Annotated in this window: 20 protein-coding genes; 9 read left to right on the top strand and 11 right to left on the bottom strand. The window is 75.4% G+C overall.

The window, feature by feature from the left end; translation table 11 throughout:
- Positions 1–92 precede the first annotated feature (92 nt).
- Together A4V12_RS13925 and A4V12_RS13920 are read left to right on the top strand one after the other, a co-directional pair.
- Positions 93–749: a response regulator transcription factor gene (locus A4V12_RS13925; RefSeq protein ID WP_064069643.1), complete on the top strand. Its 657-nt coding sequence runs from the start codon at positions 93–95 to the stop codon at positions 747–749.
- Positions 746–1,846 carry a sensor histidine kinase gene (locus A4V12_RS13920; protein ID WP_064069642.1) on the top strand — a complete coding sequence of 367 codons (1,101 nt, stop codon included), beginning with the start codon at positions 746–748 and terminating at the stop codon, positions 1,844–1,846. Before A4V12_RS13925 ends, A4V12_RS13920 begins: the two co-directional genes overlap by 4 nt.
- Here the strand turns inward: A4V12_RS13920 and A4V12_RS13915 are convergent.
- Positions 1,843–3,285, bottom strand: coding sequence for a VWA domain-containing protein (locus A4V12_RS13915; protein WP_064069641.1), 1,443 nt, complete (start codon positions 3,283–3,285; stop codon positions 1,843–1,845). The two genes, A4V12_RS13920 and A4V12_RS13915, sit on opposite strands and share 4 nt — an antisense overlap.
- A 258-nt stretch (positions 3,286–3,543) precedes the next feature.
- On the opposite strand from A4V12_RS13915, the gene A4V12_RS13910 reads away from it, so the two are divergent.
- On the top strand, positions 3,544–5,592 hold the full coding sequence (locus A4V12_RS13910; protein WP_064069640.1) for a PhoX family protein: 2,049 nt from the start codon (positions 3,544–3,546) through the stop codon (positions 5,590–5,592).
- A 10-nt stretch (positions 5,593–5,602) separates the two neighbouring features.
- On the opposite strand, the gene A4V12_RS13905 is transcribed toward A4V12_RS13910, so the two are convergent.
- The 3 genes from A4V12_RS13905 to A4V12_RS13895 form a co-directional block, all read right to left on the bottom strand.
- Positions 5,603–6,583 (bottom strand): hypothetical protein, encoded by a 981-nt coding sequence (locus tag A4V12_RS13905; protein WP_199831285.1) that lies wholly within the window; start codon positions 6,581–6,583, stop codon positions 5,603–5,605.
- 145 nt (positions 6,584–6,728) lie between these two features.
- Positions 6,729–8,231 carry an APC family permease gene (locus tag A4V12_RS13900; protein ID WP_064069639.1) on the bottom strand — a complete coding sequence of 501 codons (1,503 nt, stop codon included), beginning with the start codon at positions 8,229–8,231 and terminating at the stop codon, positions 6,729–6,731.
- 391 nt (positions 8,232–8,622) lie between these two features.
- A complete protein-coding gene (locus A4V12_RS13895; RefSeq protein WP_234372180.1) occupies positions 8,623–9,588 on the bottom strand; it encodes an endonuclease/exonuclease/phosphatase family protein in 966 nt (321 codons plus the stop codon).
- A 129-nt stretch (positions 9,589–9,717) separates the two neighbouring features.
- Between A4V12_RS13895 and A4V12_RS13890 the strand changes: the two genes are divergently transcribed.
- The 3 genes from A4V12_RS13890 to A4V12_RS13880 all read left to right on the top strand — a co-directional run bounded on the left by A4V12_RS13890 (position 9,718) and on the right by A4V12_RS13880 (position 11,789).
- Positions 9,718–10,125: a hypothetical protein gene (locus A4V12_RS13890; RefSeq protein ID WP_064069638.1), complete on the top strand. Its 408-nt coding sequence runs from the start codon at positions 9,718–9,720 to the stop codon at positions 10,123–10,125.
- Between the two features lie 38 nt (positions 10,126–10,163).
- A complete protein-coding gene (locus tag A4V12_RS13885; RefSeq protein ID WP_199831284.1) occupies positions 10,164–10,535 on the top strand; it encodes a hypothetical protein in 372 nt (123 codons plus the stop codon).
- A gap of 162 nt (positions 10,536–10,697) precedes the next feature.
- The gene (locus A4V12_RS13880; RefSeq protein ID WP_064069637.1) at positions 10,698–11,789 is read left to right on the top strand and encodes a MerR family transcriptional regulator; all 1,092 of its coding nucleotides are present in this window, start codon (positions 10,698–10,700) and stop codon (positions 11,787–11,789) included.
- On the opposite strand, the gene A4V12_RS13875 is transcribed toward A4V12_RS13880, so the two are convergent.
- The 4 genes from A4V12_RS13875 to A4V12_RS13860 all read right to left on the bottom strand — a co-directional run bounded on the left by A4V12_RS13875 (position 11,779) and on the right by A4V12_RS13860 (position 15,106).
- Positions 11,779–12,240 (bottom strand): universal stress protein, encoded by a 462-nt coding sequence (locus A4V12_RS13875; RefSeq protein ID WP_064069636.1) that lies wholly within the window; start codon positions 12,238–12,240, stop codon positions 11,779–11,781. The genes A4V12_RS13880 and A4V12_RS13875 overlap by 11 nt on opposite strands.
- Before the next feature lie 12 nt (positions 12,241–12,252).
- A complete protein-coding gene (locus tag A4V12_RS13870) occupies positions 12,253–12,924 on the bottom strand; it encodes a CE1759 family FMN reductase (RefSeq protein WP_064069635.1) in 672 nt (223 codons plus the stop codon).
- Positions 12,921–14,000 carry an LLM class flavin-dependent oxidoreductase gene (locus A4V12_RS13865; protein ID WP_064069634.1) on the bottom strand — a complete coding sequence of 360 codons (1,080 nt, stop codon included), beginning with the start codon at positions 13,998–14,000 and terminating at the stop codon, positions 12,921–12,923. Before A4V12_RS13865 ends, A4V12_RS13870 begins: the two co-directional genes overlap by 4 nt.
- Positions 14,001–14,125: 125 nt before the next feature.
- Positions 14,126–15,106: a LysR family transcriptional regulator gene (locus A4V12_RS13860; RefSeq protein WP_079137036.1), complete on the bottom strand. Its 981-nt coding sequence runs from the start codon at positions 15,104–15,106 to the stop codon at positions 14,126–14,128.
- A gap of 46 nt (positions 15,107–15,152) precedes the next feature.
- Here A4V12_RS13860 and cbiE point away from each other — a divergent pair, with 46 nt between their 5' ends.
- Together cbiE and cobM are read left to right on the top strand one after the other, a co-directional pair.
- Complete coding sequence (cbiE, locus tag A4V12_RS13855; RefSeq protein ID WP_423550044.1) at positions 15,153–16,406, top strand: precorrin-6y C5,15-methyltransferase (decarboxylating) subunit CbiE; 1,254 nt, start codon at positions 15,153–15,155, stop codon at positions 16,404–16,406.
- Between the two features lie 2 nt (positions 16,407–16,408).
- Positions 16,409–17,158 (top strand): precorrin-4 C(11)-methyltransferase, encoded by a 750-nt coding sequence (gene cobM / locus A4V12_RS13850; protein ID WP_064069632.1) that lies wholly within the window; start codon positions 16,409–16,411, stop codon positions 17,156–17,158.
- Here the strand turns inward: cobM and A4V12_RS13845 are convergent.
- The gene (locus tag A4V12_RS13845) at positions 17,146–18,348 is read right to left on the bottom strand and encodes a cobalt-precorrin-5B (C(1))-methyltransferase (protein WP_234372179.1); all 1,203 of its coding nucleotides are present in this window, start codon (positions 18,346–18,348) and stop codon (positions 17,146–17,148) included. The two genes, cobM and A4V12_RS13845, sit on opposite strands and share 13 nt — an antisense overlap.
- A gap of 12 nt (positions 18,349–18,360) precedes the next feature.
- Here A4V12_RS13845 and A4V12_RS13840 point away from each other — a divergent pair, with 12 nt between their 5' ends.
- On the top strand, positions 18,361–19,113 hold the full coding sequence (locus A4V12_RS13840; protein ID WP_064069630.1) for a cobalt-precorrin-6A reductase: 753 nt from the start codon (positions 18,361–18,363) through the stop codon (positions 19,111–19,113).
- Between the two features lie 10 nt (positions 19,114–19,123).
- Here A4V12_RS13840 and A4V12_RS13835 read toward each other — a convergent pair whose 3' ends face one another.
- Positions 19,124–20,698: an alpha/beta hydrolase gene (locus A4V12_RS13835; protein WP_064069629.1), complete on the bottom strand. Its 1,575-nt coding sequence runs from the start codon at positions 20,696–20,698 to the stop codon at positions 19,124–19,126.
- Positions 20,699–20,819: 121 nt separating this feature from the next.
- On the bottom strand, positions 20,820–22,196 hold the full coding sequence (locus A4V12_RS13830; RefSeq protein WP_064069628.1) for a D-glucuronyl C5-epimerase family protein: 1,377 nt from the start codon (positions 22,194–22,196) through the stop codon (positions 20,820–20,822).
- Positions 22,197–22,384: the final 188 nt, after the last annotated feature.

Genomic DNA, 22,384 nt, shown 5'->3' with positions numbered 1-22,384 from the left:
CGGAGGGGGGAGGGGAGAGGGAGGGGGCGAGGGGGAGGGGGCTAGGGGGAGGGGGAGACGTTCGCGAAACCCGGGGCGTGGAGAGTGGGGGCATGCGTGTACTGGTTGCCGAGGACGAGACCGTCCTCGCCGGGTTCGTCGCCGCCGGGCTGCGGCGCGCCGGGTTCGCCGTCGACACCGTCCACCGCGGGGACGCCGCCCTCGACCACCTCGGGCTGTACGACTACGACGTCGTCGTCCTCGACCGCGACCTGCCCGGCGTGCACGGGGACGAGGTGGCGCGGCGGCTGGTGGCCGGCGGGTCCCGGACCCGGATCCTCATGCTGACCGCCGCCGTGGCCCTGGAGGACCGGGTGCGGGGCCTGGACCTGGGGGCGGACGACTACCTGGGCAAGCCGTTCGAGTTCCCCGAGCTGGTGTCGCGGGTACGGGCGCTGCGGCGGCGCAGCGCACGGCCGCCCGTACCGCCGGTGCTGGAACGGCACGGTGTGCGGGTGGACACCGTGCGGCGGACCGCCGAGCGGGACGGGCGGGACCTCGGCCTGTCGCCGAAGGAGCTGGTGGTGCTCCAGATGCTGCTGGAGGCTGACGGGGCCTTCGTGTCGGCGGAGGAGCTGCTGGAGCGGGCCTGGGACGCGCACGCCGACCCGTTCACCGGGGCGGTACGGGTCTGCATGAGCAAACTGCGCGGGAAGCTCGGCGAGCCACCGGTCATCCGCACCGTGCAGGGCGTCGGGTACGCGCTGTGATCGGTCCCGGGTCGCGGATACGGACGCGGATCGCCCTCGTCTACGGGGCCGTCTTCGTGGTCCTCGGCGGCTGCCTCCTCGGACTGGTGAACCTGCTCTCCCGGGCCGGTACGCGCGGTGAGGCCGAGGCCATCGCGGCGCGCGCAGGCGGCGGGGACGCCTTCCGGGTGGACCAGGTCACCGGCGAGGTCAGCCGGGCCGCCTCGGAGCAGCTGCTGGTCTGGTCGGGCGGCGCGCTGCTGGTGATGGCCCTGTGCGCGGTGGTGGTCGGCTGGTGGACGGCCGGGCGGCTGCTGCGGCCCGTGCACGAGATGACGGCCCGGGCGCGGCGGCTGTCGGAGCGGAACCTGCGCGACCGTCTCGCACCGGGCGGCCCGGACGACGAGCTGAAGGAGCTCGGCGACACGATCGACGCGCTGCTGGCACGGCTGGAGGCGGCGTTCGACAGCCAGCGGCGGTTCATCGCCAACGCCTCGCACGAGCTGCGCACGCCGCTGGCGACGCAGCGCGCGGCGATCCAGGTGGGGCTGGACGACTCGGTCCCCGACCAGGTCAGGCAGGTGCTCCTCGACACCAACCGGCGCAGCGAGCGGCTGATCGACGGACTGCTGGTGCTGGCCCGCAGCGAGCGGGGCCTGGCGGAGCGGGAGGACGTGCCGCTGGCCGAGGTGGTGGCGGAGGAGTGCCGGGCGCACGGCGTGCCCGTCCCGGTGGGCGGCGGGCCGCCGGTGCCGGGCAGCCGGGTGCTGCTGGCGCAGCTGGCGCGGAACCTCGTCGCCAACGCGGTCGCGTACAACGTGCCCGGCGGGTGGGTGCGGGTGACCGTGGACGGGGGCGTGCTGACCGTGGCGAACACCGGGCCGGTGGTCGCCGACGCGGACGTACCGGGGCTCTTCGAGCCGTTCCGGCGGGGTGAGGGGCGGGACCGGATGGGCCCGGGCGCGGGGCTCGGGCTGTCCATCGTGCGGTCGATCGCCGCCGCGCACGGGGGGACGGCGACGGCCGCCGCCCGCGACGGCGGGGGCCTGGTCGTCACCGTGCGCCTGCCGGTGTCGGCGGGTGCGGCGGTGGACGACCGGGCCCCGGGCGCCGGCTAGACCGACCAGTCCGCCAGGACCTCGCGGTAGAAGGTGGCGTGCGGCACCTCGCTGGGGGCGGGGCCGGCGTGGAAGAACCCGGCGTTGGGCGCCTCCAGCTTGCGCAGGTAGTCGAACGCCTTGGCGTCCTCCTCGCCGAACGCCACGAACTGCCAGTACACGTCGCCCGCGCTCGTCGCGGCGTCGGCCAGCGCCTCGGTGGCCGCCGTCCTCGACTCGGGCGCGCCGTCGGTCTGGAACAGCACGAGCGCGGGGCGCCCGGACGCGTCGGACTTCCCGTGGAGGTCCAGCACCTCGCGGATGGCGCGGTCGTAGTTCGTCCGCCCCATGCGGCCGAGCGAGCCGTGAAGCTCCTCGATCCTGCCCTCGACGTCGTCGAGGGTGACCTCGCCGGTGCCGTCGACCTCGGTGGAGAAGAAGACGACCGGCACGGTCGCGCTGTCGTCCAGGTGCGCGGCGAGCGCGAGCGCCTGCTCGGCGAGGTGCTGGGCGCTGCCGTCCTTGTAGTACGGCCGCATCGAGCCGGACCGGTCGAGGACCAGGTACACGGTCGCCCGCGCGCCCGTGAGCCCGCGCTTGCGGAGCGCGGCCCCGGCCGCCTTGTACGCCTCGGCCAGCTGGGGCGCCCGGCTCTTGACCCGTGCGGCCGAGTACGCCGGCTTTCCGGTCCCCGGCTGCCCGGCGCCCTGCTCCGCCGCCTCGGGCTCGGCCTGGGGGTCCGCCGACTGGGGCTCTGCCGCCTCCTCCGCTTCGGCCTCGGTCTCGGCTGCCTGGGGCTCCGCCGCCGCTTCCGCTTCCGCTTCGGTTTCGGTTTCGGCTTCGGCTTCGGGCTCCGCGGGGGCCTCTGCGGCTTCCTGCTCGGCGGTGGCCGGGGTGGGGTCCTCGGTGGCGGCCGGGGTGGGGTCCTCGGCGGTGGTCGGCTCGACCTCGGGCGCGGGCTCGGCTTCGGCGGCTTCCGCCTCGGCGGGCGCCGCTTCCTGCGGGGCTTCGGCCTTCCGCTCGACCTCGGCGGTGGCCGCCTCGGCCTCGGGCTTCGCCGGGGTCTCGGTGGTGGCCGGCTTCGGGGCGGTGGCCGGTTCGGGTCCCTGGGCCGCGGCGGGCTCGGGTTCCGGTTCGGTCGGGGCGTCCGGTTCCGGGGACCCGGTCTCCGGTGCGGTTTCGTGCTCCGCCTCGCGGGCGGCCGGGACCGAGGCGCGGGGGGACGGGGGGTTGTCGAACGACGCCGCGACCAGGTCCGCCGCCGTCTGCTCCGGCGACGTCGCGGGGGAAGGCGACGAGGAAGGTGACGAGGACGACGACGTCTGCGACGGAACCGTCGCCGTGGGCTCCTCCTGGGGCACCGCACGTTCCGTCTGGGGCGGGACGGAGGCGGTCGCCGTCTCGTCGCCCTCCGCACGGTCGCGTCCAAACACCTTGCGCAGCAAGCTCCGAATGCCCATGGGCGAGGCCTTTCGCATGTGGGGTGCCGTGTATGTCCGTACTGAGAGGAATCATCCCTGGCCAGGGCGGACACGTAAGGTTAGCCGCCCCGGGCGGCGCCGAAAGGCAAGGGGCATTCGCGTCAACCGCACCCGGACGCACCGGATTCATCCGCCGTTCACCCCGCCGCCGCCGACCTGCACATCTGCGCGCCTAACGTCACCGCCGGACCGATTCCCGACACCATGTCGGCGCAGGCTGCGCCGGAGGAGGACGAAGTGCGCAAGCTGCTGCCGCTGCTGAGCACCAACCCGCACGGAGGCGGCCGTTCCGCCCTCACCTGCCGTTACCGGTGCGGCGACGCCTGCTTCCACGAGGTGCCCAACACCAGCGACAACGAGTACGCCGGCGACGTCATAGCCGGTGCCCTGTCGCGCCGTTCGATGATGCGCGCCGCCGCCGTCGTCACCGTCGCCGCCACCGCCGGCGGTGCCGTCGTCGCCCAGGCGGCGGCCGGGCAGGAGGCGGTCGCCGCCACGCCCCGTACCGCGGGCAGGGCCGCCGGCGCGAGGGGCCTGCGCTTCACGCCCGTCGCGCCCAACACCGACGACAAGGTCACCGTGCCGGAGGGCTACGCCCAGAGCGTCGTGATCCGCTGGGGCGAGCCGATCCTGCGCGGCGCGCCCGCCTTCGACGCGGACAAGCAGACCGCGAAGGCCCAGGCCGGCCAGTTCGGGTACAACAACGACTTCCTGTCGCTGCTGCCGCTCAGGGGGGAGCACGGCCGCCAGGTCCTCGTGGCGAACCACGAGTACACCGACGAAGTCCTGATGTTCAAGGGCTACGACCCCGAGAACCCGACCCGCGAGCAGGTCGAGATCGCCTGGGCCGCCCACGGCCTGTCCGTGGTCGTCGTCCAGGAGCAGCACCGGGACGGCCGGCTGACCCCGGTCACCCGCCACCCGCTCAACCGCCGCCTCACCGCGACCAGCGAGTTCCGGCTCACCGGCCCGGCGGCGGGCAGCGCCCTGCTCCGTACCAGCGCCGACCCGACCGGCCGCACGGTCCTCGGCACGCTCAACAACTGCGCCGGCGGCACTACGCCCTGGGGCACGACGCTGCACGGCGAGGAGAACTTCAACCAGTACTTCGCCAACGGGTCCTCCGCGACCGACAAGCGGTACGGCATCGGCACCGGCGCCACCGAGCGCAAGTGGGAGCGGTTCGACAAGCGTTTCGACGCCAAGCAGGAGCCCAACGAGTCGCACCGCTTCGGCTGGGTCGTCGAGCTGGACCCGTACGACCCCGACTCCACGCCCCGCAAGCGCACCGCGCTCGGCCGCTTCAAGCACGAGGCCGCCCAGCCGCGCCTGACCGCCGACGGCCGCCCGGTCGTCTACATGGGCGACGACGAGCGCTTCGACTACTTCTACAAGTTCGTCTCGTCGAAGCGGATGATGAAGGGCTCCTCGCGCAAGGCCCGCGAGCACAACCTCACCCTGCTCGACGAGGGGACGCTGTACGTCGCCAAGCTCACCGGGGACAGCCCGCAGGACATCGACGGCACCGGCAAGCTCCCGAACGACGGCGAGTTCGACGGCAGCGGCCACTGGATCCCGCTCGCCACCGGCGACGTCTCCCACGTCCCCGGCATGACCGCGGAGGAGGTGTACGTCTTCACCCGCCTCGCCGGCGACAAGGTGGGCGCCACCAAGATGGACCGCCCCGAGGACGTCGAGCCGTCGCCGCGCACCGGCCGGGTGTACGTCGCCCTCACCAACAACTCCAACCGCGGCAAGCCCGGCCAGCCGGGCGCGGACGAGGCAAACCCGCGCAACCTGAACAAGCACGGCCAGATCCTGGAGCTCGCCGAGCACTGGGACGACCCGGCGTCCGACGGCTTCGCCTGGCGGCTCTTCCTCGTCGCCGGCGACCCGGACGACCCGGCGACGTACTTCGCGGGCTACCCCAAGGAGAAGGTCAGCCCCATCTCCTGCCCCGACAACGTGGCCTTCGACCCGTACGGCAACCTGTGGATCTCCACGGACGGCAACCAGCTCGGCTCGCACGACGGGCTGTTCGGCGTCGCGACGCACGGCGAGCGGCGCGGTGAGCTCAAGCAGTTCCTGACCGTGCCGACCGGGGCCGAGACCTGCGGCCCGATCATCCAGCAGCGCCGCGTCCTCGTCGCCGTGCAGCATCCGGGCGAGGTCGACGGGGCGACCGCCGAGAAGCCGGCGTCGCAGTGGCCCGACGGCCCGGGCCGCGTCGTCCGCCCGTCGGTCGTCGCCGTCTACCGCAAGGACGGCCGGGACATCGGCGTCTGACACACGGGGGTCACGAGGTGGCGCGGCCGTCCCCGCGCCACCTCGTGAACTGTTCCGCCGGGTCGCCCGTGAACGACCACGGCGCCCACGAGGCCCGCGCCCCCAGCATCGCGAACAGCTCCCCGTACACCTCGCGCAGCCCGGCGTAACAGGCGGCGTGCGTGAGGTAGTTCAGCGGCTCGACCTCCTCCGGCCGGACCGGGCCCGGCGGGCGCCCGCCGACCCACCGCTCCCACGTGCGACGCACCTCCGTCGCCGCCAGCTCGTGCTTCCAGTGCTGGTCGAAGCCGCGCACCGGCCCCCGGCCCCGCGCCGCGTCCGCGATGTACCGGTACTCCTCCACCCGCGCGATCTGCACCAGCACCGACAGCGGTGAGCCGGGCGGCGCGGCGCCCGCCGCGTCCCGCGCGAAGTCGTACATCGAGCCGTGCGTGCCGTGCCAGCGGGCCGACCAGTACCGCAGCAGCTGCACATGGCCCTCCAGGTTGTGCGGGTCGCGCCGCCGCAGCTCGTCCCACCAGCGGCGCAGCTCCGCCCGGCCCACGCCGCCCTGGTACAGCCGGGCCACCGTCAGCAGCGACACCCACGGCATGGGGTCGGCCGGCCGCGCGTCGGCGGCGCCCAGGCAGGCCATGACCGTGGCGTCGAGCCGGCCACGGTCCAGGGGAGTGCCCCGGCCCGCCGCGATCGCCCGGTCGAAGACCCGTACGACCTCGGTCGCCGCCCGCAGCACCGCCGCGTCCGGATGGTCCGGTTCGGCCGCCCGCCACGCCTCGGCGGCGGTGCTGCCGGCCGCCGCGTGCGCCAGCAGCCGGATCCGGTGGGTACGGCGGGCCCAGTCGTCGCCGGTGTCGTGCAGCAGGTCGCGAACGCCCTGCCAGCGGCCTATCACGATGTCGTTGCGGGCGTCGGTGAGCGCCCGGTCGCCGAAGTCCCGGTCGAAGTCCGGGGCGGAACGTATGGTGCGGCGGCTGCGGCGGCGTACGGCCAATTCCCTGTCCCCCGTCGGAAGCGCTGCTCTGCGGTGCGGTGCGGTGCATGCGTGTGGTGCGGTGCGTGCGGTGTGTGCGATGCGATGCGGTGCGATGCGTGCGTGGTGGCGTGGCGTGGCGTGGCGTGGCGGGTCCGTCGTGGTGTTAGAAGTCGGTCGCCAGCGTTTCGTTCCCTTCCGCGTGCCGGTCCTGCCGCGGTACGCCGTACGGGCCGGCCGCCGCGATCGCGCCGGCCGCGTCCAGTCGCGCGGGACGGTAGTACGAACTCCCCTTGCGCCAGTACCAGAGGAGCGGGACGACCCCGGCGCCCAGCCCGCCCAGGCCGATCACGACCGTCGTGGCGCTCAGCCCGCCCAGCGACTCGAAGAACATCCAGAACATGAAGGCCGCGCCGGCCAGCGGCCACGCGCCGCCCAGCAGGAAGTCGCGCGGCGACCGCAGCAGCAGCCGCCGGTAGGCCACCACGGCGGCGAGGCCCGCCAGCCCGTAGTAGAAGGCGATCTGGAGGCCCATCGCGTTGACGGCGCTGTCCAGGATGTCACCGACCGAGCCGAGTGCCGTCGCCGCCACGAAGAGCACCAGCGCCACCGCTCCCACGGTGCCGATCGCCACGTGCGGGGTGTTCCAGCGGCGGTGCACGGCGCCGAGGGCGGCCGGCATCGTCCGGTCCCGGCCCATCGCGAACAGCGACCGGGTCACCTGGATCAGGGTGGTCTCCAGGGTGGCGATGCTGGAGAGCATCACCGCCACGATCAGCAGCTTGCCGCCGACGCCCGGCCAGACGGCGTCCCCCAGCAGCGCCAGCACGTTCGCCCCGCCCGCCGCGCCGATCCGCTCCGCCGACAGGACGACGTTGACGGCGATGGTGAACGCCTCGAACAGCAGGAAGACGACCCCGATGCCGACGAGCGCCGCGAACCCGGCCGTGCGGCGGCTGTCGCGGGTCTCCTCGCTGAGGTTGCTGGTGACGTCCCAGCCCCAGTAGTAGAAGGCGGCGATCAGCGCGCCGGACGCGAAGCCGGACGCCCCGTCGAAGTGCCCGAAGCCCAGCCAGGACCAGTCGAACGCGGTCGCGGCGCCCCGGTGCACGACCACCCCGGCGATGAACAGCAGCAGGATCAGCAACTCGACGCCCGTCATCAGCAGTTGCGCCCGTACGGTGAGCCGGGCGCCGCCCAGGACCACCAGCAGCATCATCAGGAACCAGCCGGCCCCCACGGCGGTGGCGACCGCGGTGTCGGCGGCCAGCCCGGGCGCGACGAGCGCCAGGGTCAGCTGCCCGGCCGGCAGCGACCCGGCCACCATGAAGATCGTCGCGGCGACGATCAGCGCCCAGCCGGACAGGAAGCCCAGCGCCGGGTGGAGCGTACGGCCGACCCAGGAGTAACTGGCACCGGCGTTGACGTCGATCCGGCCGAGCCGGCTGAAGGCCAGCACGATGCCGAGCATCGGGATCGCGCAGTAGAGCAGGGCGGCGGGGGCGGCGAAGCCCACGGTGCCGACGAGCAGGGCGGTGGTGGCGGCGAGCGAGTAGGCGGGTGCGCTGCCGGCGACGGCCATCACGACGGTGTCGAACGTACCGAGGACATTGGGCTGGAGCCCCCGCCCGGGAGGCCTGCGGGAAGCTGAGCTGGAGCTGCGGCGCATGGCGGATGTCCTTGTATGGCACGGCATATGGCGGTGGTGCGGAGCGGACCGCGCCTGCTGCGGCGGGGCCGGCACGCGTGGGACGTGCGCATCGTAGTCGGGCGGAAGCAGTGCGGTGACGTCACCCGGAAGGATGACGTCCGGAATGTATCGGCGTGATCGTCCGGCGCGGAAGGGGGGTTCGGCCGGGGCCGGGCCGACGCGGGCCACGGGTGGGCGGGTTCACGGCCGGGCGCTGCGCGGGGGGCCGCGCCGGGGGGCGTCAGGAGGGCGGTGACGTGGCCTGATACGTGCGCCGGTGGGGGTACGGGGCGGGGAGGCGCCGGGGCCGGTGCCCGGGAGTGGACGCGGGCGCGGGCGCGAGGGGCCGGGGCCGGGTCGTAAGGGGGCGTCAGGGCCGGGCGCGCAGGTCGAGGTCGACGAGGAGCGCGCGGTGGTCGGAGCGCGGCACGTCCAGGAAGCGGGCGTCGCGTACCGAGAAGTCGGCGCTCACCAGGACGTGGTCGATCTGCGCGTACGGCGGCAGCGCGGCGTCCCGCGGCCAGGAACCGGTCCGGGCGGCGCCGTCGAGGCGGGCGGCGTCGTGCAGGGCGCCGGCGTCGAGGACGGAGCGGAACGCGGCGTGGTCCTGGGTGGCGTTGAAGTCACCGGCGAGGATGACGGACCGGCCCCGGTGGGCGGCGGCGAAGTCGCGCAGGAGGCCCAGCTCGTGCCTCCAGACGCCGATGTGGCCGGGCAGCGGCGGCATCGGGTGGGCGAGCCGGAGCGTCACCTCCTTCCCGCCGGCCCGGACCGTGGCGCCGGGCATGCCCAGGGTCGTGCCGGGCAGGGCGGGTTCCGCGCCGAGCGGCAGCGTGCCGAAGATCGCCGACCCGGCGGCACCGGCGGCGGCGACCTGGGCGCCGTAGGGGAAGTGGCCGGCGAGGACCCGCGCGCAGGCGGGGTCGCACTCGGACACGAACAGCAGGTCGGGGCGTTCGCGCCGGACGGTGGCGAGCAGGTGGGCGGTCGCCTCGCCGAACTCGACGTTGGCGGCGAGCACCCGGAGCCGGCCGGTGGCGGGCCCCTCGGCGGGGGTCGCGTCCGGGCCGTACGGCTGCGTGAACCAGAGCGTCAGGGCGAGCACCGCGCCCGCCCAGACGGCCTGCGGCGGCCGGCGGGCCGGGAGGGCGACGAGGAGCGCCAGCCCGGCCGGCACGGCCAGCCACGGCAACAGGGCCAGGAGCTGGGGCACGGGGGTGACGCCGTCGGTGCCGAAGAGCCGGCAGCCGATGACGGCGGTGGGTACGGCGAGCAGCAGCCCGGCGGCCCACGCGGCGGCCCGGCGCAGCGGTGCGGAGGAGTGATCGGCGGCCAAGCGGACACCTTCTCACGGGTCGCCGCCGAAGTGCCCCGCCCTGCCGCCGCCTTTCTGCTCCGCCTGATCCACTTGCCGGGACCGGTCCGGGGGTGTGCCCTGGAGGGAGGTCAGCGGAAGGAGCGCGCCATGGCCTCACACGTCACGCTGCCCGGCCGGCACCGCCGCACCGGGGAGCGCACGGCCCGTCCCGTACACCGGTCCAGCATGGCCGTACTCGCGGTGTGCGCCGTGCTGTACGGCCTCTACGCCGAGGTCGTCGTCCGTCGCGGCGAGGGCCCCTTCACCGGTGGGCAGGTCGTGCTCGCCGTGGTGAGCGCCGTCGTCTTCGGCGCCCTGTGGTACGGCTACCTCCGCGTCCGGCGCGGACTTCCGCGCGAGGGACGGGCGGCGGCCTTCGGCCTCCTCTTCGGCCTCAGCGTGGGCTTCCTCTACAGCCTGTCCGGCAACAGCGTCCTGACGGTGGCGGTCGTCTCGCTGGTCCTCGCGGTGTCGGCGGGCGCGGCGGCCTTCTACGTGTTCTACACCCACGAATGACCGGGCGGTACTGGCCGCCGAGCCCGTACCCTCCCGGCATGTGCTTCTACGCCGAGGCCCGGTACAAGCTGCATCACGTGTGCGTGGACTGCCGCGTCTCCTTCAAGCGCCACCCGGCGCCGGTTCCGGCGCCCTGCCCGAACTGCGCCGGGCCGCTGAGGGTCGCCGGCCACGACTTCGCCCCGCCCCGGCGCCACGACACCCGCGCCTGGTCCGTCGTCGCGGCGGTCCTCGCGGCGGGCCTGCGCTACGAGGGCAGGGAGCCCTGCGGCTGCACCCGCGCCCCGAAGCACCGCCCCCGCACCCGCGCCCAACTCCGCGCGTTCCGCACGGAAGCAACCCGCTCGGGCCTCCCGGCGGCCGAACGCACCCGCGGCCGCCGACGTCGGACCGGTGACTCCGGCCGGTGACGTCCGGCACCATGACGGCGCGCGGGCAGCGACCTCCCGCGCCGCCGCGCCGTCCACTCGTCGCGCCGGAGCGGCCTTGACCTTCCCCTGCGGGGAAGGCCCAGCATCGGTGGGGCCGGGCACCGACCGAAGGGCCTGGTGGGGGAAGGAAGCCGACGGACCATGGGACTGCTGACGATCGGCGCGTTCGCACGCGCCTCCCGGTTGTCCGCCAAGGCCCTGCGCCGCTACGACGACCTGGGCTTGCTGCGGCCGGTTCACGTCGACCCGTACACCGGCTACCGGTACTACGGGGAGACGCAGCTGGAGCGGGCCCGCCTGGTGGCCTGGCTGCGGCGCATCGGTATGCCGCTGACCCGGGTCCGGTCCGTGTGCGACCTGTACGAGTGCGACGCGGGTGCGGCGGCGCGGGACATCCGCGCCTACTGGGCGGCGGTGGAGACCGAGACCGCCGCGCGGCGCGACCTGGCGGCCTTCCTCATCGACCACGTGTCGCCGGCGGCCGCCACCACGGCCCCGGTGGCGAGGAGGGACACGACGATGACCACGACCTTGGGTCTGCGCTGTGCCGCGCTCTCCGACAGGGGGCTGGTGCGGGAGGTGAACCAGGACGCCGTGTACGCCGGTGACCGGCTGCTGGCCGTCGCCGACGGGTACGGGGCGCACGGCGCCCGTGCCGGGGCCGCCGCCGTCGAGGCGCTGAAGCGGATCGAGGCCGGGCCCCCGTCGCGGGCCGGTGACGTGCTGAACGCGCTGGAGGACGCGGTCGAGCGGGCGAACGGCGCGCTCGACGGCCTGGACGGCTCCGGGACGACCCTCACCGCCCTGTTGTGGACCGGTGAGCGGATGGCGCTCGTGCACCTCGGGGACACCCGGGCGTACCTGCTGCGGGACGGGGAGGTGCACCGGCTCACCCGGGACCACACGGTCGTCCAGTCGATGATCGACGACGGGAGTCTGAGCCCCGAGGAGGCCGCCGGGCATCCGCGCCGTCCGCTGCTGCTGAAGGCCCTGGACGGTGACCGGACGGCGGTGCCCCGTCCCGACGTCCGGTTGCAGGACGTGCGGGCCGGGGACCGGTACCTGCTCTGTACGGACGGGTTGTCCGCCGTGGTTCCGGACGCCGCGGTGAGGCGGGTCGCCGCGGGTGCGGCGGAGGCAGGGGAGGCGGTGAGCGCGCTGGTGGGGCTGGCGCTCGGGGCGGGCGGGCCGGACAACGTGGGGTGTGTGGTGGCCGACGTCGTCAGGGGGTGAGCGGGCCGGGGGTGGGGCGGACGACGACGACCGGGCAGGGGGCGTGCTGGGCGAGGTGGTGGCTCACCGAGCCGAGGAGCGCCGCCTTCAGGCCGCTGTGGCCGCGGGCGCCGACCACCAGGAGGGTGGCGCCGCGGGCGCGGTCCAGCAGGGCACGGGTCGCGGGGCCCTGGACCGTGCGGCGGTCGGTGGACGCGGCGGCCGCTCCGCCCAGGGTGGCGGTCACCGCCTCGTCCAGGGTGCGGCGGGCGGCCTCCTCCGGGTCGGGGCCTGGCGGCGGGACCGGCACGGGCGCCGGGCCGACGGCGGGCCAGCCGGTGGCCGGGTGGTCCCAGGCGATGACGGCCTCCAGGGCGTCACCGGTCAGTTCCGCCTGCCGGGCGGCCCACCGCAGGGCTTCCAGGGACGGCTCGGAACCGTCGACTCCCACCACGATCCTGCCCGTCGCCATCACGGCCTCCTGTCATCCGCCGAGCCGGGCGAGCTGCTGCTCGAAGGGCACGACGTCCGGTATGCCGTTGTCCCTGCCCGCCCCGGCCGTCCCCATTCCGGGCCGGGCCGCCATGAGCCCGGCCAGTTCCCCGGCCGCCCGGTCGATCCGGGCGGCCAGGCCGTCGGCGTGCCCGTCCGCGCCGGGGCCGCGGGAGCCCCAGTCCTCGGACGCCGCGTACACGGCCGTGGGCACGGTCGGCGCCCGCAGGTGGGCGAAGAGCGGCCGCAGCGCGTGGTCCAGGACCAGCGAGTGGCGGGCGGTGCCGCCGGTGGCCGCGAGGAGGACCGGCGTACCGGTCAGCGCGTCGGGGTCGACCAGGTCGAAGAAGGACTTGAACAGGCCGCTGTACGAGGCGTTGAAGACGGGCGTCACCGCGATCAGCCCGTCCGCGTCCGCCACCGCGCCGAGCGCGGCGCCCAGCGCGGGCGGCGGGAAGCCGGTGACGAGGTGCTTGGCGATGTCGAGGGCCAGGTCGCGCAGTTCGACGACCTCGACCTCGACCTCGACCTCGACCTCGACCTCGATCTCGGCCGTGGCCCCGGCCTGCCGGAGCCGCCCGGCGGCCGACGCGGCCAGCCGGTCGGCGAGCAGGCGGGTGGAGGAGGGGCTGGAGAGGCCGGCGGAGACGACGACGAGCTTCACGCGGACTCCTTCCGGGTCGTGGCGGGGTGTGCCGGGGCGGTCTCGGGCACACCGGCCGGGCGCAGGCTCGCGAACTCCTTGCGCAGCACCGGTACGACCTCCTCGCCGAGCAGGTCGAGCTGCTCCAGCACGGTCTTGAGCGGCAGGCCGGCGTGGTCCATCAGGAAGAGCTGGCGCTGATAGTCGCCCACCGTCTCGCGGAAGCCGAGCGTCCGCTCGATCACCTGCTGCGGGGAGCCGACGGTCAGCGGGGTCTGCTCGGTGAACTCCTCCAGGGACGGACCGTGCCCGTACACGGGCGCGTTGTCGAAGTACGGCCGGAACTCCCTCACTGCGTCCTGCGAGTTGTGCCGCATGAAGACCTGGCCGCCGAGGCCGACGATGGCCTGCTCGGGCGCGCCGTGCCCGTAGTGCGCGTACCGCTGCCGGTAGAGGCCGACCATCTTCCTGGTGTGCTCCTGGGGCCAGAAGATGTTGTTGTGGAAGAAGCCGTCCCCGTAGTACGCGGCCTGTTCGGCGATCTCCGGCGACCGGATCGAACCGTGCCAGACGAACGGCGGCACGCCGTCGAGCGGGCGCGGGGTGGAGGTGAAGCCCTGGAGGGGCGTGCGGAAGTGGCCCTCCCAGTCGACGACCTCGGTCCTCCACAGCTTGTGGAGGAGGCCGTAGTTCTCGATGGCGAGCGGGATGCCCTGGCGGATGTCCTGGCCGAACCAGGGGTAGACCGGGCCGGTGTTGCCGCGCCCCATCATCAGGTCGACGCGCCCGTCGGCCAGGTGCTGGAGCATCGCGTAGTCCTCGGCGATCTTCACCGGGTCGTTGGTGGTGATCAGGGTCGTCGAGGTGGACAGCACCAGGCGCTCGGTGCGCGCCGCGACGTACCCCAGCATGGTGGTGGGGGACGAGGGGACGAACGGCGGGTTGTGGTGCTCGCCGGTCGCGAAGACGTCCAGGCCGACCTCCTCGGCCTTGAGCGCGAGGGTGACCATGGCCTTGATCCGCTCGTGCTCGCTCGGCGTACGGCCGTTGGTCGGGTCGGGCGTCACGTCACCGACGGTGAAGATCCCGAACTGCATCACGCTCACCTCTCGCGGTCGCCTGTAGCGCTTTGGTTGAATCTTAAACCGTCCGTTCCAACCAGCGACGCGCCCCGACTATTCCGACCGCCCGTCCCGGCCCCTCGGCGGGGCGGGGGCCCGGGTCACCAGTGGCGCGCCTCGCGCAGCAGCAGCTCCCGCACCAGCGCCAGATGCGGATGGTCCGCCGCACCCGGCCGCCGGACCAGGTACGCCGTGTTGATCGGCGGGTCCTCCGGCGACAGCAGCGGCACGAGCGTCCCCGCCGCCAGCTCCTCCAGGCACAGGTAGCGCGGCAGCACGCCGACCCCCGCGCCCGCCGCCACCGCCGCGAGCACGCCCCGCAGGTCCGGCACCGTCACCGCGGCCCGGCCGGTCAGCCGGGTACCGAACACGTGCCGCCAGTACCGGCGGGTGATCGGCAGGTCCTCCGCGTACGCCACCAGCGGCACACCCCGCAGCGCCGCCGCGCCCTCCGCCGCCACCCGCCCCGCCCCGATCCGATCCGCCCACGCCGGCGCGGCGACCAGCACGAACTCCTCGTCCATCAGCGGCGTCGCCACCAGCGCCCGGCCCCGCGGCCGGTACGTCGCGATCACCAGGTCGTGGTGGCCCGCCCGCAGCCCCTCCAACAGCTCGTCGGTCAGCCCGGTCGCCACCCGCAGCACCACGCCCCGCTCGGCCACCGGCGCCGCCAGGGCGGGCAGCACCCGGACGCACAGCAGCTCGGCCGGCCCCGCCAGCCGCACCGGCTCGGTGTCCCCCGCCGACGACCGGCCCGTCACCGCCTCCAGCGCGTCCAGCGGCTCGGCGACCCGCGCCGCCAGGGCGTCCGCCTCGGCGGTCGGCGCCACCCCGCGCGGCAGGCGCGCGAACAGCTCCCGGCCCAGCCGCCGCTCCAGCGCCCGCACCTGCGCGGTGACCGTCGGCTGCGAAAGGCCCACCAGCCGCGCGGCCGCCGTGAACGAACCGGAGCGGTGCACGGCCAGGAACGTACGCAGCAACGTCAGATCGAGCGGCGGCCCGCCGGCCTGCTCACCATCCCGCCCGCCGGCCGGCCCGCCGGCCTGCTCACCGCCCCGCTCACCGGGTTCCCTGTCGGTCATGCCCCCGACCCTAGGGCGCGGCGACCGGCCGGTAGGGTTCCAGCCCGTGAGCAGCCCCGCCCCCGCACCCGCCGCCCCGCCGCCCGTGACCGTCGTCGGCATCGGAGCGGACGGCTGGGCCGGGCTCCCCGACGCGTCCCGCACGGCCCTGCTCGACGCCGACGTCGTCATCGGCGGCGACCGGCAGCTCGGGCTCCTCCCGGCGCACTGCCCGGCCGAACGGGTCGCCTGGCCGTCCCCGCTGCGCCCGGCCGTCCCCGCCCTGCTCGCCGAGCACACCCGCGACGGCCGCAGGCTCGCCGTCCTCGCCAGCGGCGACCCCATGTTCTACGGCATCGGGCGCGCCCTCGCCGAGACGGCCGGCCCCGGGCGGCTGCGCGTCCTGCCGCACCCGTCCTCCGCCTCGTACGCGTGCGCCCGCCTCGGCTGGCCGCTGGAGGACACCGAGATCGTCACCCTCGTCGGGCGCCCGGCGGCCTCGCTGGCCGCCGCGCTGCACCACCGGCGCCGGCTGCTGGTGCTCAGCGCGGGCGCGGCCACCCCGGGCGAGGTGGCCGGGCTGCTGCGCGAGCGGGGCTTCGGGCCGAGCCGCCTCACCGTCCTGGAGCAGCTCGGCTCCGAGCGCGAGCATCACCTGACCGGGACCGCCGACGGCTGGGCCCACCCGCCCGGCGACCCGCTGAACGTCATCGCCGTCGACTGCGCGCGCGACCCCCTGGCCCCGCACCTCGGAGCCGTGCCCGGTCTGCCGGACGCCGCGTACGAGCACGACGGCCAGCTCACGAAGCGGCATGTGCGCGCCGCGACGCTCGCCGCGCTGGCGCCGGCGCCCGGCGAGCTGCTGTGGGACATCGGCGGCGGGTCCGGCTCGATCGGCATCGAGTGGATGCGTACCCACCGCACCTGCCGCGCGGTGAGCGTCGAGCGCTCCCCTGAACGGGCCGCCCGCATCACCCGCAACGCCGCCGCCCTCGGCGTACCCGCCCTCCGGGTCGTCACCGCCGCCGCCCCGGCCGGGCTCACGGAGCTGCCCGCCCCCGACGCGGTGTTCATCGGCGGCGGGCTGACCGCCCACGGGCTGCTGGACGCCTGCTGGGACGCCCTCCGGCCGGGCGGGCGGCTGGTCGCCAACACCGTGACCCTCGAGTCCGAGGCGCTGCTCGCCGACCGGTACCGGCGCCACGGCGGCGAGCTGGTGCGGCTCGCGGTCGCGCATGCCGTCCCGGTGGGCGGCTTCACCGGCTGGCGTCAGGCCATGCCGGTCACGCAATGGTCCGTAACGAAACCCCAGGCAGGCTGAGAATGACCGTCTACTTCATCGGCGCGGGCCCCGGCGCCGCCGACCTGATCACCCTGCGCGGCGCCCGCACCCTCGCCTCCTGCCGGGTGTGCCTGTACGCCGGGTCCCTCGTCCCGCGCGAACTGCTCGACGAGTGCCCGCCGGACGCCCGGCTCGTCGACACCGCCCGCCTCGACCTGGACGCCATCACCGCCGAACTGGTCCGCGCCCACGAGGAGGGGCACGACGTGGCGCGCCTCCACTCGGGCGACCCGTCGGTGTTCAGCGCGGTCGCCGAGCAGATGCGGCGGCTGGACGCGGCGGGGATCCCGTACGAGGTCGTGCCCGGCGTCCCGGCGTTCGCCGCCGCGGCCGCCGCGCTCAAGCGGGAGCTGACCGTCCCGACCGTGGGCCAGACCGTCATCCTGACCCGGATCGCCGAGCAGGCCACCGCCATGCCGGAGGGCGAGGACCTGGCGACCCTGGGCCGCAGCGGCGCCCTGCTGGTGCTGCACCTGGCGGCCCGGTACGTCGACCGGGTCGTCGCCGAACTGACCCCGCACTACGGGGCCGACTGCCCGGCCGCCGTGGTCGCGATGGCCAGCCGCCCCGACGAGGTGATCCTGCGCGGCACCCTCGCCGACATCGCCGCCGCCACCAAGGACGCCGGCATCACCCGCACGGCGGTCATCCTGGTGGGCCGCACCCTGGCGGCGACGCAGTTCCGCGACAGCCACCTGTACTCGCCGGAGCGCGACCGTCACGTCTGCTGAGGGCCCCGCGGCTCGCTGCGCCCCACCACCGTGCCCGCGCGGTCGATGCACACCACGTCGACCGTGACGGGCGCGCCGCGCAGCACCCCGAGGGCCTGGTCGCGGGCCGTCTCGGCGACGAGGTCGCCCAGCGGCACACCGGCCGCGGCGCACAGCTGGAGCGCGGCGAGGCCGGTGTTGGCGGCCGCCACCTCCCCGGCCAGCTCCTCGTCGGCACCGCCCTGCCGGGCCAGCTCCGCGAGGAAGCCCTTGTCGACCTGGGAGCGCGCCGAGTGCAGGTCGAGGTGGCCCGCCGCGAGCTTGGACAGCTTCGCGAAGCCGCCGCAGACGGTGAGCCGGTCCACCGGGTGGCGGCGCACGTACTTCAGGACGGCGCCCGCGAAGTCGCCCATGTCGAGCAGGGCGTCCTCCGGCAGCCCGTACAGCGCCGTGACCGTCCGCTCCGACGTCGAGCCCGTGCAGCCGGCGACATGCGTGCGGCCCGCCGCCCGCGCCACGTCCACCCCGCGCCGGATGGAGTCGATCCAGGCGGAGCACGAGTACGGCACGACCACCCCGGTGGTGCCCAGGATCGACAGGCCGCCCAGGATTCCCAGGCGGGGGTTCCACGTGGAACGGGCGATCTCCTCGCCGTGGTCGACCGACACGGTGATCTCGACGTCGCCGGTGCCGCCGTGCGCGGCCGCGACCCGGGCGACGTGCTCGCGCATCAGCTGCCGCGGCACGGGGTTGATCGCCGGCTCGCCCACCTCCAGCGGCAGGCCGGGGCGGGTGACGGTGCCCACGCCGGGGCCCGCCCGGAACACCACGCCCGCACCGGCCGGAAGGAGCCGGACGGCGGCCCGGACCAGAGCCCCGTGGGTCACGTCCGGGTCGTCACCGGCGTCCTTGACGATCCCGGCCATGGCGTACGCGTCCGTCAGCTCCTCCGCCGCCAGCGCGAACGCCGGGGTCTGCCCCTTCGGCAGGGTGATGCTGACGGGGTCGGGGAAGTCCCCGGTCAGCAGCGCGGTGTACGCGGCGGTCGTCGCCGCCGTCGCGCACGCCCCGGTCGTCCATCCGGACCGCAGACCGGTGTGCTTGAGTTGGGCCACGCGGCCGCCGCCCGCCCCCGCACCGGTCGCGGCGCCGCCCGCCCCCGCACCCGCGGACTCACTCGCACTGCCACTGGCACTGGCACTCGCACTCATGGACGGACCTCGATGCACGTACTGATCCTCGGTGGAACGACCGAGGCCCGCCGCCTCGCGGAGATCCTCCACGGGGCGGTCCGGACCACGTCCTCGCTGGCGGGCCGGGTCGCCGCCCCGAAGCTGCCGCCGGGCGAGGTCCGCATCGGCGGGTTCGGCGGGGCCGAGGGCCTGGCGCGCTGGCTGCGCGAACACCAGGTGGACGCGGTCATCGACGCCACCCATCCTTTCGCCGACACGATGAGTTTCCACGCGGCCCGGGCGGCCGCCGACGCCCATGTTCCCCTGCTCGCCCTCCGCCGGCCCGGCTGGGCCCCGGTCGACGGCGACGACTGGCACATGGTGGACACCCTGGAGGAGGCCGCCGGCACGGCGAGCGCCCTGGGCCGCCGCGTCTTCCTCACCACCGGCCGGATGGGCCTCGCCTCCTTCGCGCACATCGCCGACGCCTGGTTCCTGCTCCGCTCGGTGGACGCCCCCGAGCCCCCGTACCCGCCGCGGATGGAGGTGCTCCTCGACCGCGGGCCGTTCACCCTGGACGGGGAGCGCGAGGTGCTGCGGCGCCACGCCATCGACGTCCTGGTCACCAAGGACAGCGGGGGCGCGGCGACGGCACCCAAGCTCACCGCCGCCCGGGAGGCACGCGTCCCCGTCGTCGTGGTGCGCCGCCCGCCGGCCCCGGACAAAGTGCCCGTGGCCCCGACCCCGGAGGAGGCCGCGGCGTGGCTGACCGGCGGCGCGGCGGCCCTGCCCCGGACGGGCTGACGGGCACCGGTCAGCGCGTGCCGGCCGGCGTCGGCGCCGGGCAGACGGTGTCCTCCGCGGGGCGTGCGCCCGTCAGCAGGAAGCCGGTGACCGCCGCGTCCCCGCAGGCGTCGCCACTGCCCAGGTAGGAACCGTGGCCGCCGCTCTCCACGGTGACGAGCCGGGCGCGGTCACCGAAGGCGGCGCGCATCCGCAGAGCGCCGGAGTGGGGGGTGTAGGGGTCACGGCGGTTCTGGATCATCAGGACGTTGGAGGGGCCGCTGTCGGTCACCTGGGTGGGCCTGTCGGCGGGGGCGTGCTTCCAGAACGAGCAGGGCGTGATGTTCACCGGCATGCCGGCCGTCAGGGGATGGCGGGCGCGGTCCTCCGTGACGGCCCGCCGGTGCGCCGGGACCGACGAGGGCCAGCGGACGTCGTTGCAGACGACGGCGGCGGTGACCGCGGCCTGTTCGTCCGTGAGCGGTCCGGCCGTCTCCGGGGTGAGGACCGGCTTTCCGGCCGGCTCCTGCGCTGCCCGTATCAGGGCGGCAAGGGCGGGGAAGCGGTCGTCGCTGTGGAGGGCGGTCTGGAGCGCCTGGCGCAGCCGGTTGCCCGTGAGCGGAACACCGGGGGTGGTGGACTCGCGCGGCTCCCGGTCCAGCCGGGCGGCGAGGGCGAGGAACGCGGGGCGCACGTCCTCGGGGCGTCCGGCGAGGCGGAGCGCCGGCGGGGTGGAGGGGGCCGACGCCCACGCCGCGAAGTCGGGGAAGCGGTCCTCGGTGCCCGCCGCCACGTTGGCCAGCCACCCTCGGGCCACCCGCGCCGGGTCGGGGTCGCCGCTGCTGTCCAGCACCCAGCGGTCGGTGCGGTGCGGGAAGGTCTGCGCGTACACGGCACCGACGTAGGTCCCGTACGACACCCCCCACGCCGACAGCCGCTCCTCGCCCAGCGCCTGCCGCAGCCGGTCGATGTCGCGGACCTCGTTGGCGGTGCTGAAGCTGCGCAGCACCGCGCCCCCGTTCCGGTCGCACGCCTCGGCCACCCGCCGGGAGCGGGCGACGTTGCCGTCGATGGAGCCGTCCGGCGACGGGTACGACCGCAGGGTCACCAGGTGGCGGTCCTCCTCGGCGAGCCCGCAGCTCGCGGTCGTGCTGCCGCCCACTCCCCGGGGGTCCAGGCTGACCAGGTCGTAGGCGCCCGACAGCTCCTTCCGCAGGGCCTGGTGCTTCTTCGTCAGCATCTGCACCCCGGACGTGCCCGGGCCGCCCGGTATCAGCAGCAGCGTCCCGCGCCGTGCCCCGGGCCGGTCGCCGCGCACCCGGCTCACGGCGACGCTCAGCCACCGGCCGTCCGGATCGCGGTAGTCGAGCGGCACCGGTAACCGGGCGCACTCCTGGTCGGCCGGCGCCCCGGCGTGGGCGCACGCGCCCCACACGAGACCGGGCGCCCCGGCCCGGGCGGCCGGTGCGGCGCCGGCGGCGGTGACGGCGGGTGAGGCGGAGGCGGCGGGTGAGGCGGAGGCGGGTGCGGCGACGGCGGTGAGCGCCGCGGCGACGGCCGAGGCGGAGAGGGCGAGCGCGACGGCTCGTACGGCGTGAGTGGTCATGCGACGACGATCCCGGATCCGCCCGCCCCCGCCCATCCGGCGGGCCTGAAGATCCATGCTGGGGCCAGCACCAGTGCCCGCCCCCCAGCCGCCGTGCCCCGCCCCCGTCGCCCCGCCCCCGTCAGCCCGCCAGCAGCTGCGAGCCCGGCACCCACCAGCCCTTGGCGTCCCCGTCGGTCGCGCGCAGCATCATGCGGCCGTCGACGAGGGAGCGGCGGTCGTAGTGCACGGGGGTGTCCCGCGGGTACGTCACCGTCCGCTCCTCCGTGCCCCTGCGGCACACGACGCTCACCCCGGCCCGGAACCGCGCGCGTCGCGCCGGACGGTGGTCGGACGCGCACCACTCGCCCCGCAGGTACGCGGCCGGGTACCGCTCGGCGACGTACCAGCCGGCGCCGGGGCCGTCCGCCAGGAGGTAGTGCACGTCCCGCCCCTCGATCCGGATCCGGTGCGAGGCGGTGGCCCCGGCCGGGCGGGCCAGCTCCAGGGTGCGGGTGGCGGTCACGGCGCCGCCGTCGTCGAACCGCAGCAGCGTGTGGGCGCCTTCCGCGAGGTGGACCGGTCCGCCCTCCGGGCCGAGCGACGGCGGCGGGTAGTCGTCCGCCAGCAGGTCGGACTGGGCGGCGAGCAGCTCGCTGCCGGACAGCCAGGACAACTGGCGCAGCAGCGTGACGTGCACCGGGTGGTACGACTTCGTGGGGATGGCGTGCGTCCGGCAGTAGTGCGACAGCCAGCGGGGGTTGCGCAGGGCGCGGAAGTTCGCGGTGAGGGTGGTCAGCGAGCCGTCGAAGAGGTCGGCCGCCAGCGGGCTGCGGGTCAGGGCGTAGTAGTCCCACAGCCCGAGGGCGGCGAACATGAAGCCGTTGTACGTGTGGTCGGAGGTGCCCGGCGGGTCGATCGGGTACTCGTGGATCCACAGGTGGCCCGCCCCGTCCCGGGCGACCACCCACGGCTGCTCGCCGTTCCCCGCCAGCAGGGACCGGAACGCCCCGTCCGCCGCCCTGCGGTACCGCTCCCGCGCCGCCGCCGGGACGGCCGGGAGCTGCGCCAGCTGGGCGAACAGGCTCAGCGCCTCGCCCTGCGCCATGCCGGAGTACCAGGGCGCCTCGTAGGAGATGCCGGTGTGCACGGCGTGCGTGAAGTCGAAGGGGTACGGGAAGAACCAGGCCCCGCGCCGTTCGTGCCGCCGCTCCACCACCCGCCCGGCCTGCGCCCGCGCCCGGTCGAGGAAGAACGCGTCGCCGGTGCGCCGGTAGGCGGCCAGGTTCTCCAGCCCGTACTGGATCTGCCCGACCGGGTGGTCGTGGAGCCCGCCGTTCCACCGGAACATCCGCACCCCGTCCCGGTCGTGCGTCCCCGCGTCCTCCCGCGGGGCCACCCGGTCCCGCCAGGGCCGCATCGCGTCGGGCACGTCGAGGACGCACCGGAACCCGTGCGTGCCGAACGTGAACGGCAGCCCGGCGGGCACCGTCGTCTCCACGGACCCCTGCCGTCCCACCAGAAACCCACCTCCGGCCAGCGCCACCACCGCCCCACTACCCCCGACGGCCTTCAGGAACCGTCTGCGGCTCTCCACCACGCATCCCCCCGACAGGTCACACAGTCACCTGCTGTTCCCCGAAGGAGGGATCTTGGTTCGGCCCGCCGCATGGGCGGTCGGTACGCGGCCGGGGCGCCCCCCGGCCG

It is taken from the genome of Streptomyces noursei, from assembly GCF_001646665.1.
Taxonomy (GTDB): Bacteria; Actinomycetota; Actinomycetes; order Streptomycetales; family Streptomycetaceae; genus Streptomyces; species Streptomyces lavendulocolor.
This window is presented reverse-complemented; position numbering and strand designations above follow the sequence as displayed.

Bases quoted from the DNA above. Each gene is read 5' to 3' on its own strand.
- A4V12_RS13925 (WP_064069643.1), top strand. From the start codon at position 93: ATGCGTGTACTGGTTGCCGAGGACGAGACCGTCCTCGCCGGGTTCGTC.
- A4V12_RS13915 (WP_064069641.1), bottom strand. From the start codon at position 3,285: ATGGGCATTCGGAGCTTGCTGCGCAAGGTGTTTGGACGCGACCGTGCG.
- A4V12_RS13900 (WP_064069639.1), bottom strand. From the start codon at position 8,231: ATGCGCCGCAGCTCCAGCTCAGCTTCCCGCAGGCCTCCCGGGCGGGGG.
- A4V12_RS13890 (WP_064069638.1), top strand. From the start codon at position 9,718: ATGGCCTCACACGTCACGCTGCCCGGCCGGCACCGCCGCACCGGGGAG.
- A4V12_RS13885 (WP_199831284.1), top strand. From the start codon at position 10,164: ATGTGCTTCTACGCCGAGGCCCGGTACAAGCTGCATCACGTGTGCGTG.
- A4V12_RS13880 (WP_064069637.1), top strand. From the start codon at position 10,698: ATGGGACTGCTGACGATCGGCGCGTTCGCACGCGCCTCCCGGTTGTCC.
- A4V12_RS13875 (WP_064069636.1), bottom strand. From the start codon at position 12,240: ATGGCGACGGGCAGGATCGTGGTGGGAGTCGACGGTTCCGAGCCGTCC.
- A4V12_RS13865 (WP_064069634.1), bottom strand. From the start codon at position 14,000: ATGCAGTTCGGGATCTTCACCGTCGGTGACGTGACGCCCGACCCGACC.
- A4V12_RS13860 (WP_079137036.1), bottom strand. From the start codon at position 15,106: ATGACCGACAGGGAACCCGGTGAGCGGGGCGGTGAGCAGGCCGGCGGG.
- cobM (WP_064069632.1), top strand. From the start codon at position 16,409: ATGACCGTCTACTTCATCGGCGCGGGCCCCGGCGCCGCCGACCTGATC.
- A4V12_RS13845 (WP_234372179.1), bottom strand. From the start codon at position 18,348: ATGAGTGCGAGTGCCAGTGCCAGTGGCAGTGCGAGTGAGTCCGCGGGT.
- A4V12_RS13840 (WP_064069630.1), top strand. From the start codon at position 18,361: ATGCACGTACTGATCCTCGGTGGAACGACCGAGGCCCGCCGCCTCGCG.
- A4V12_RS13835 (WP_064069629.1), bottom strand. From the start codon at position 20,698: ATGACCACTCACGCCGTACGAGCCGTCGCGCTCGCCCTCTCCGCCTCG.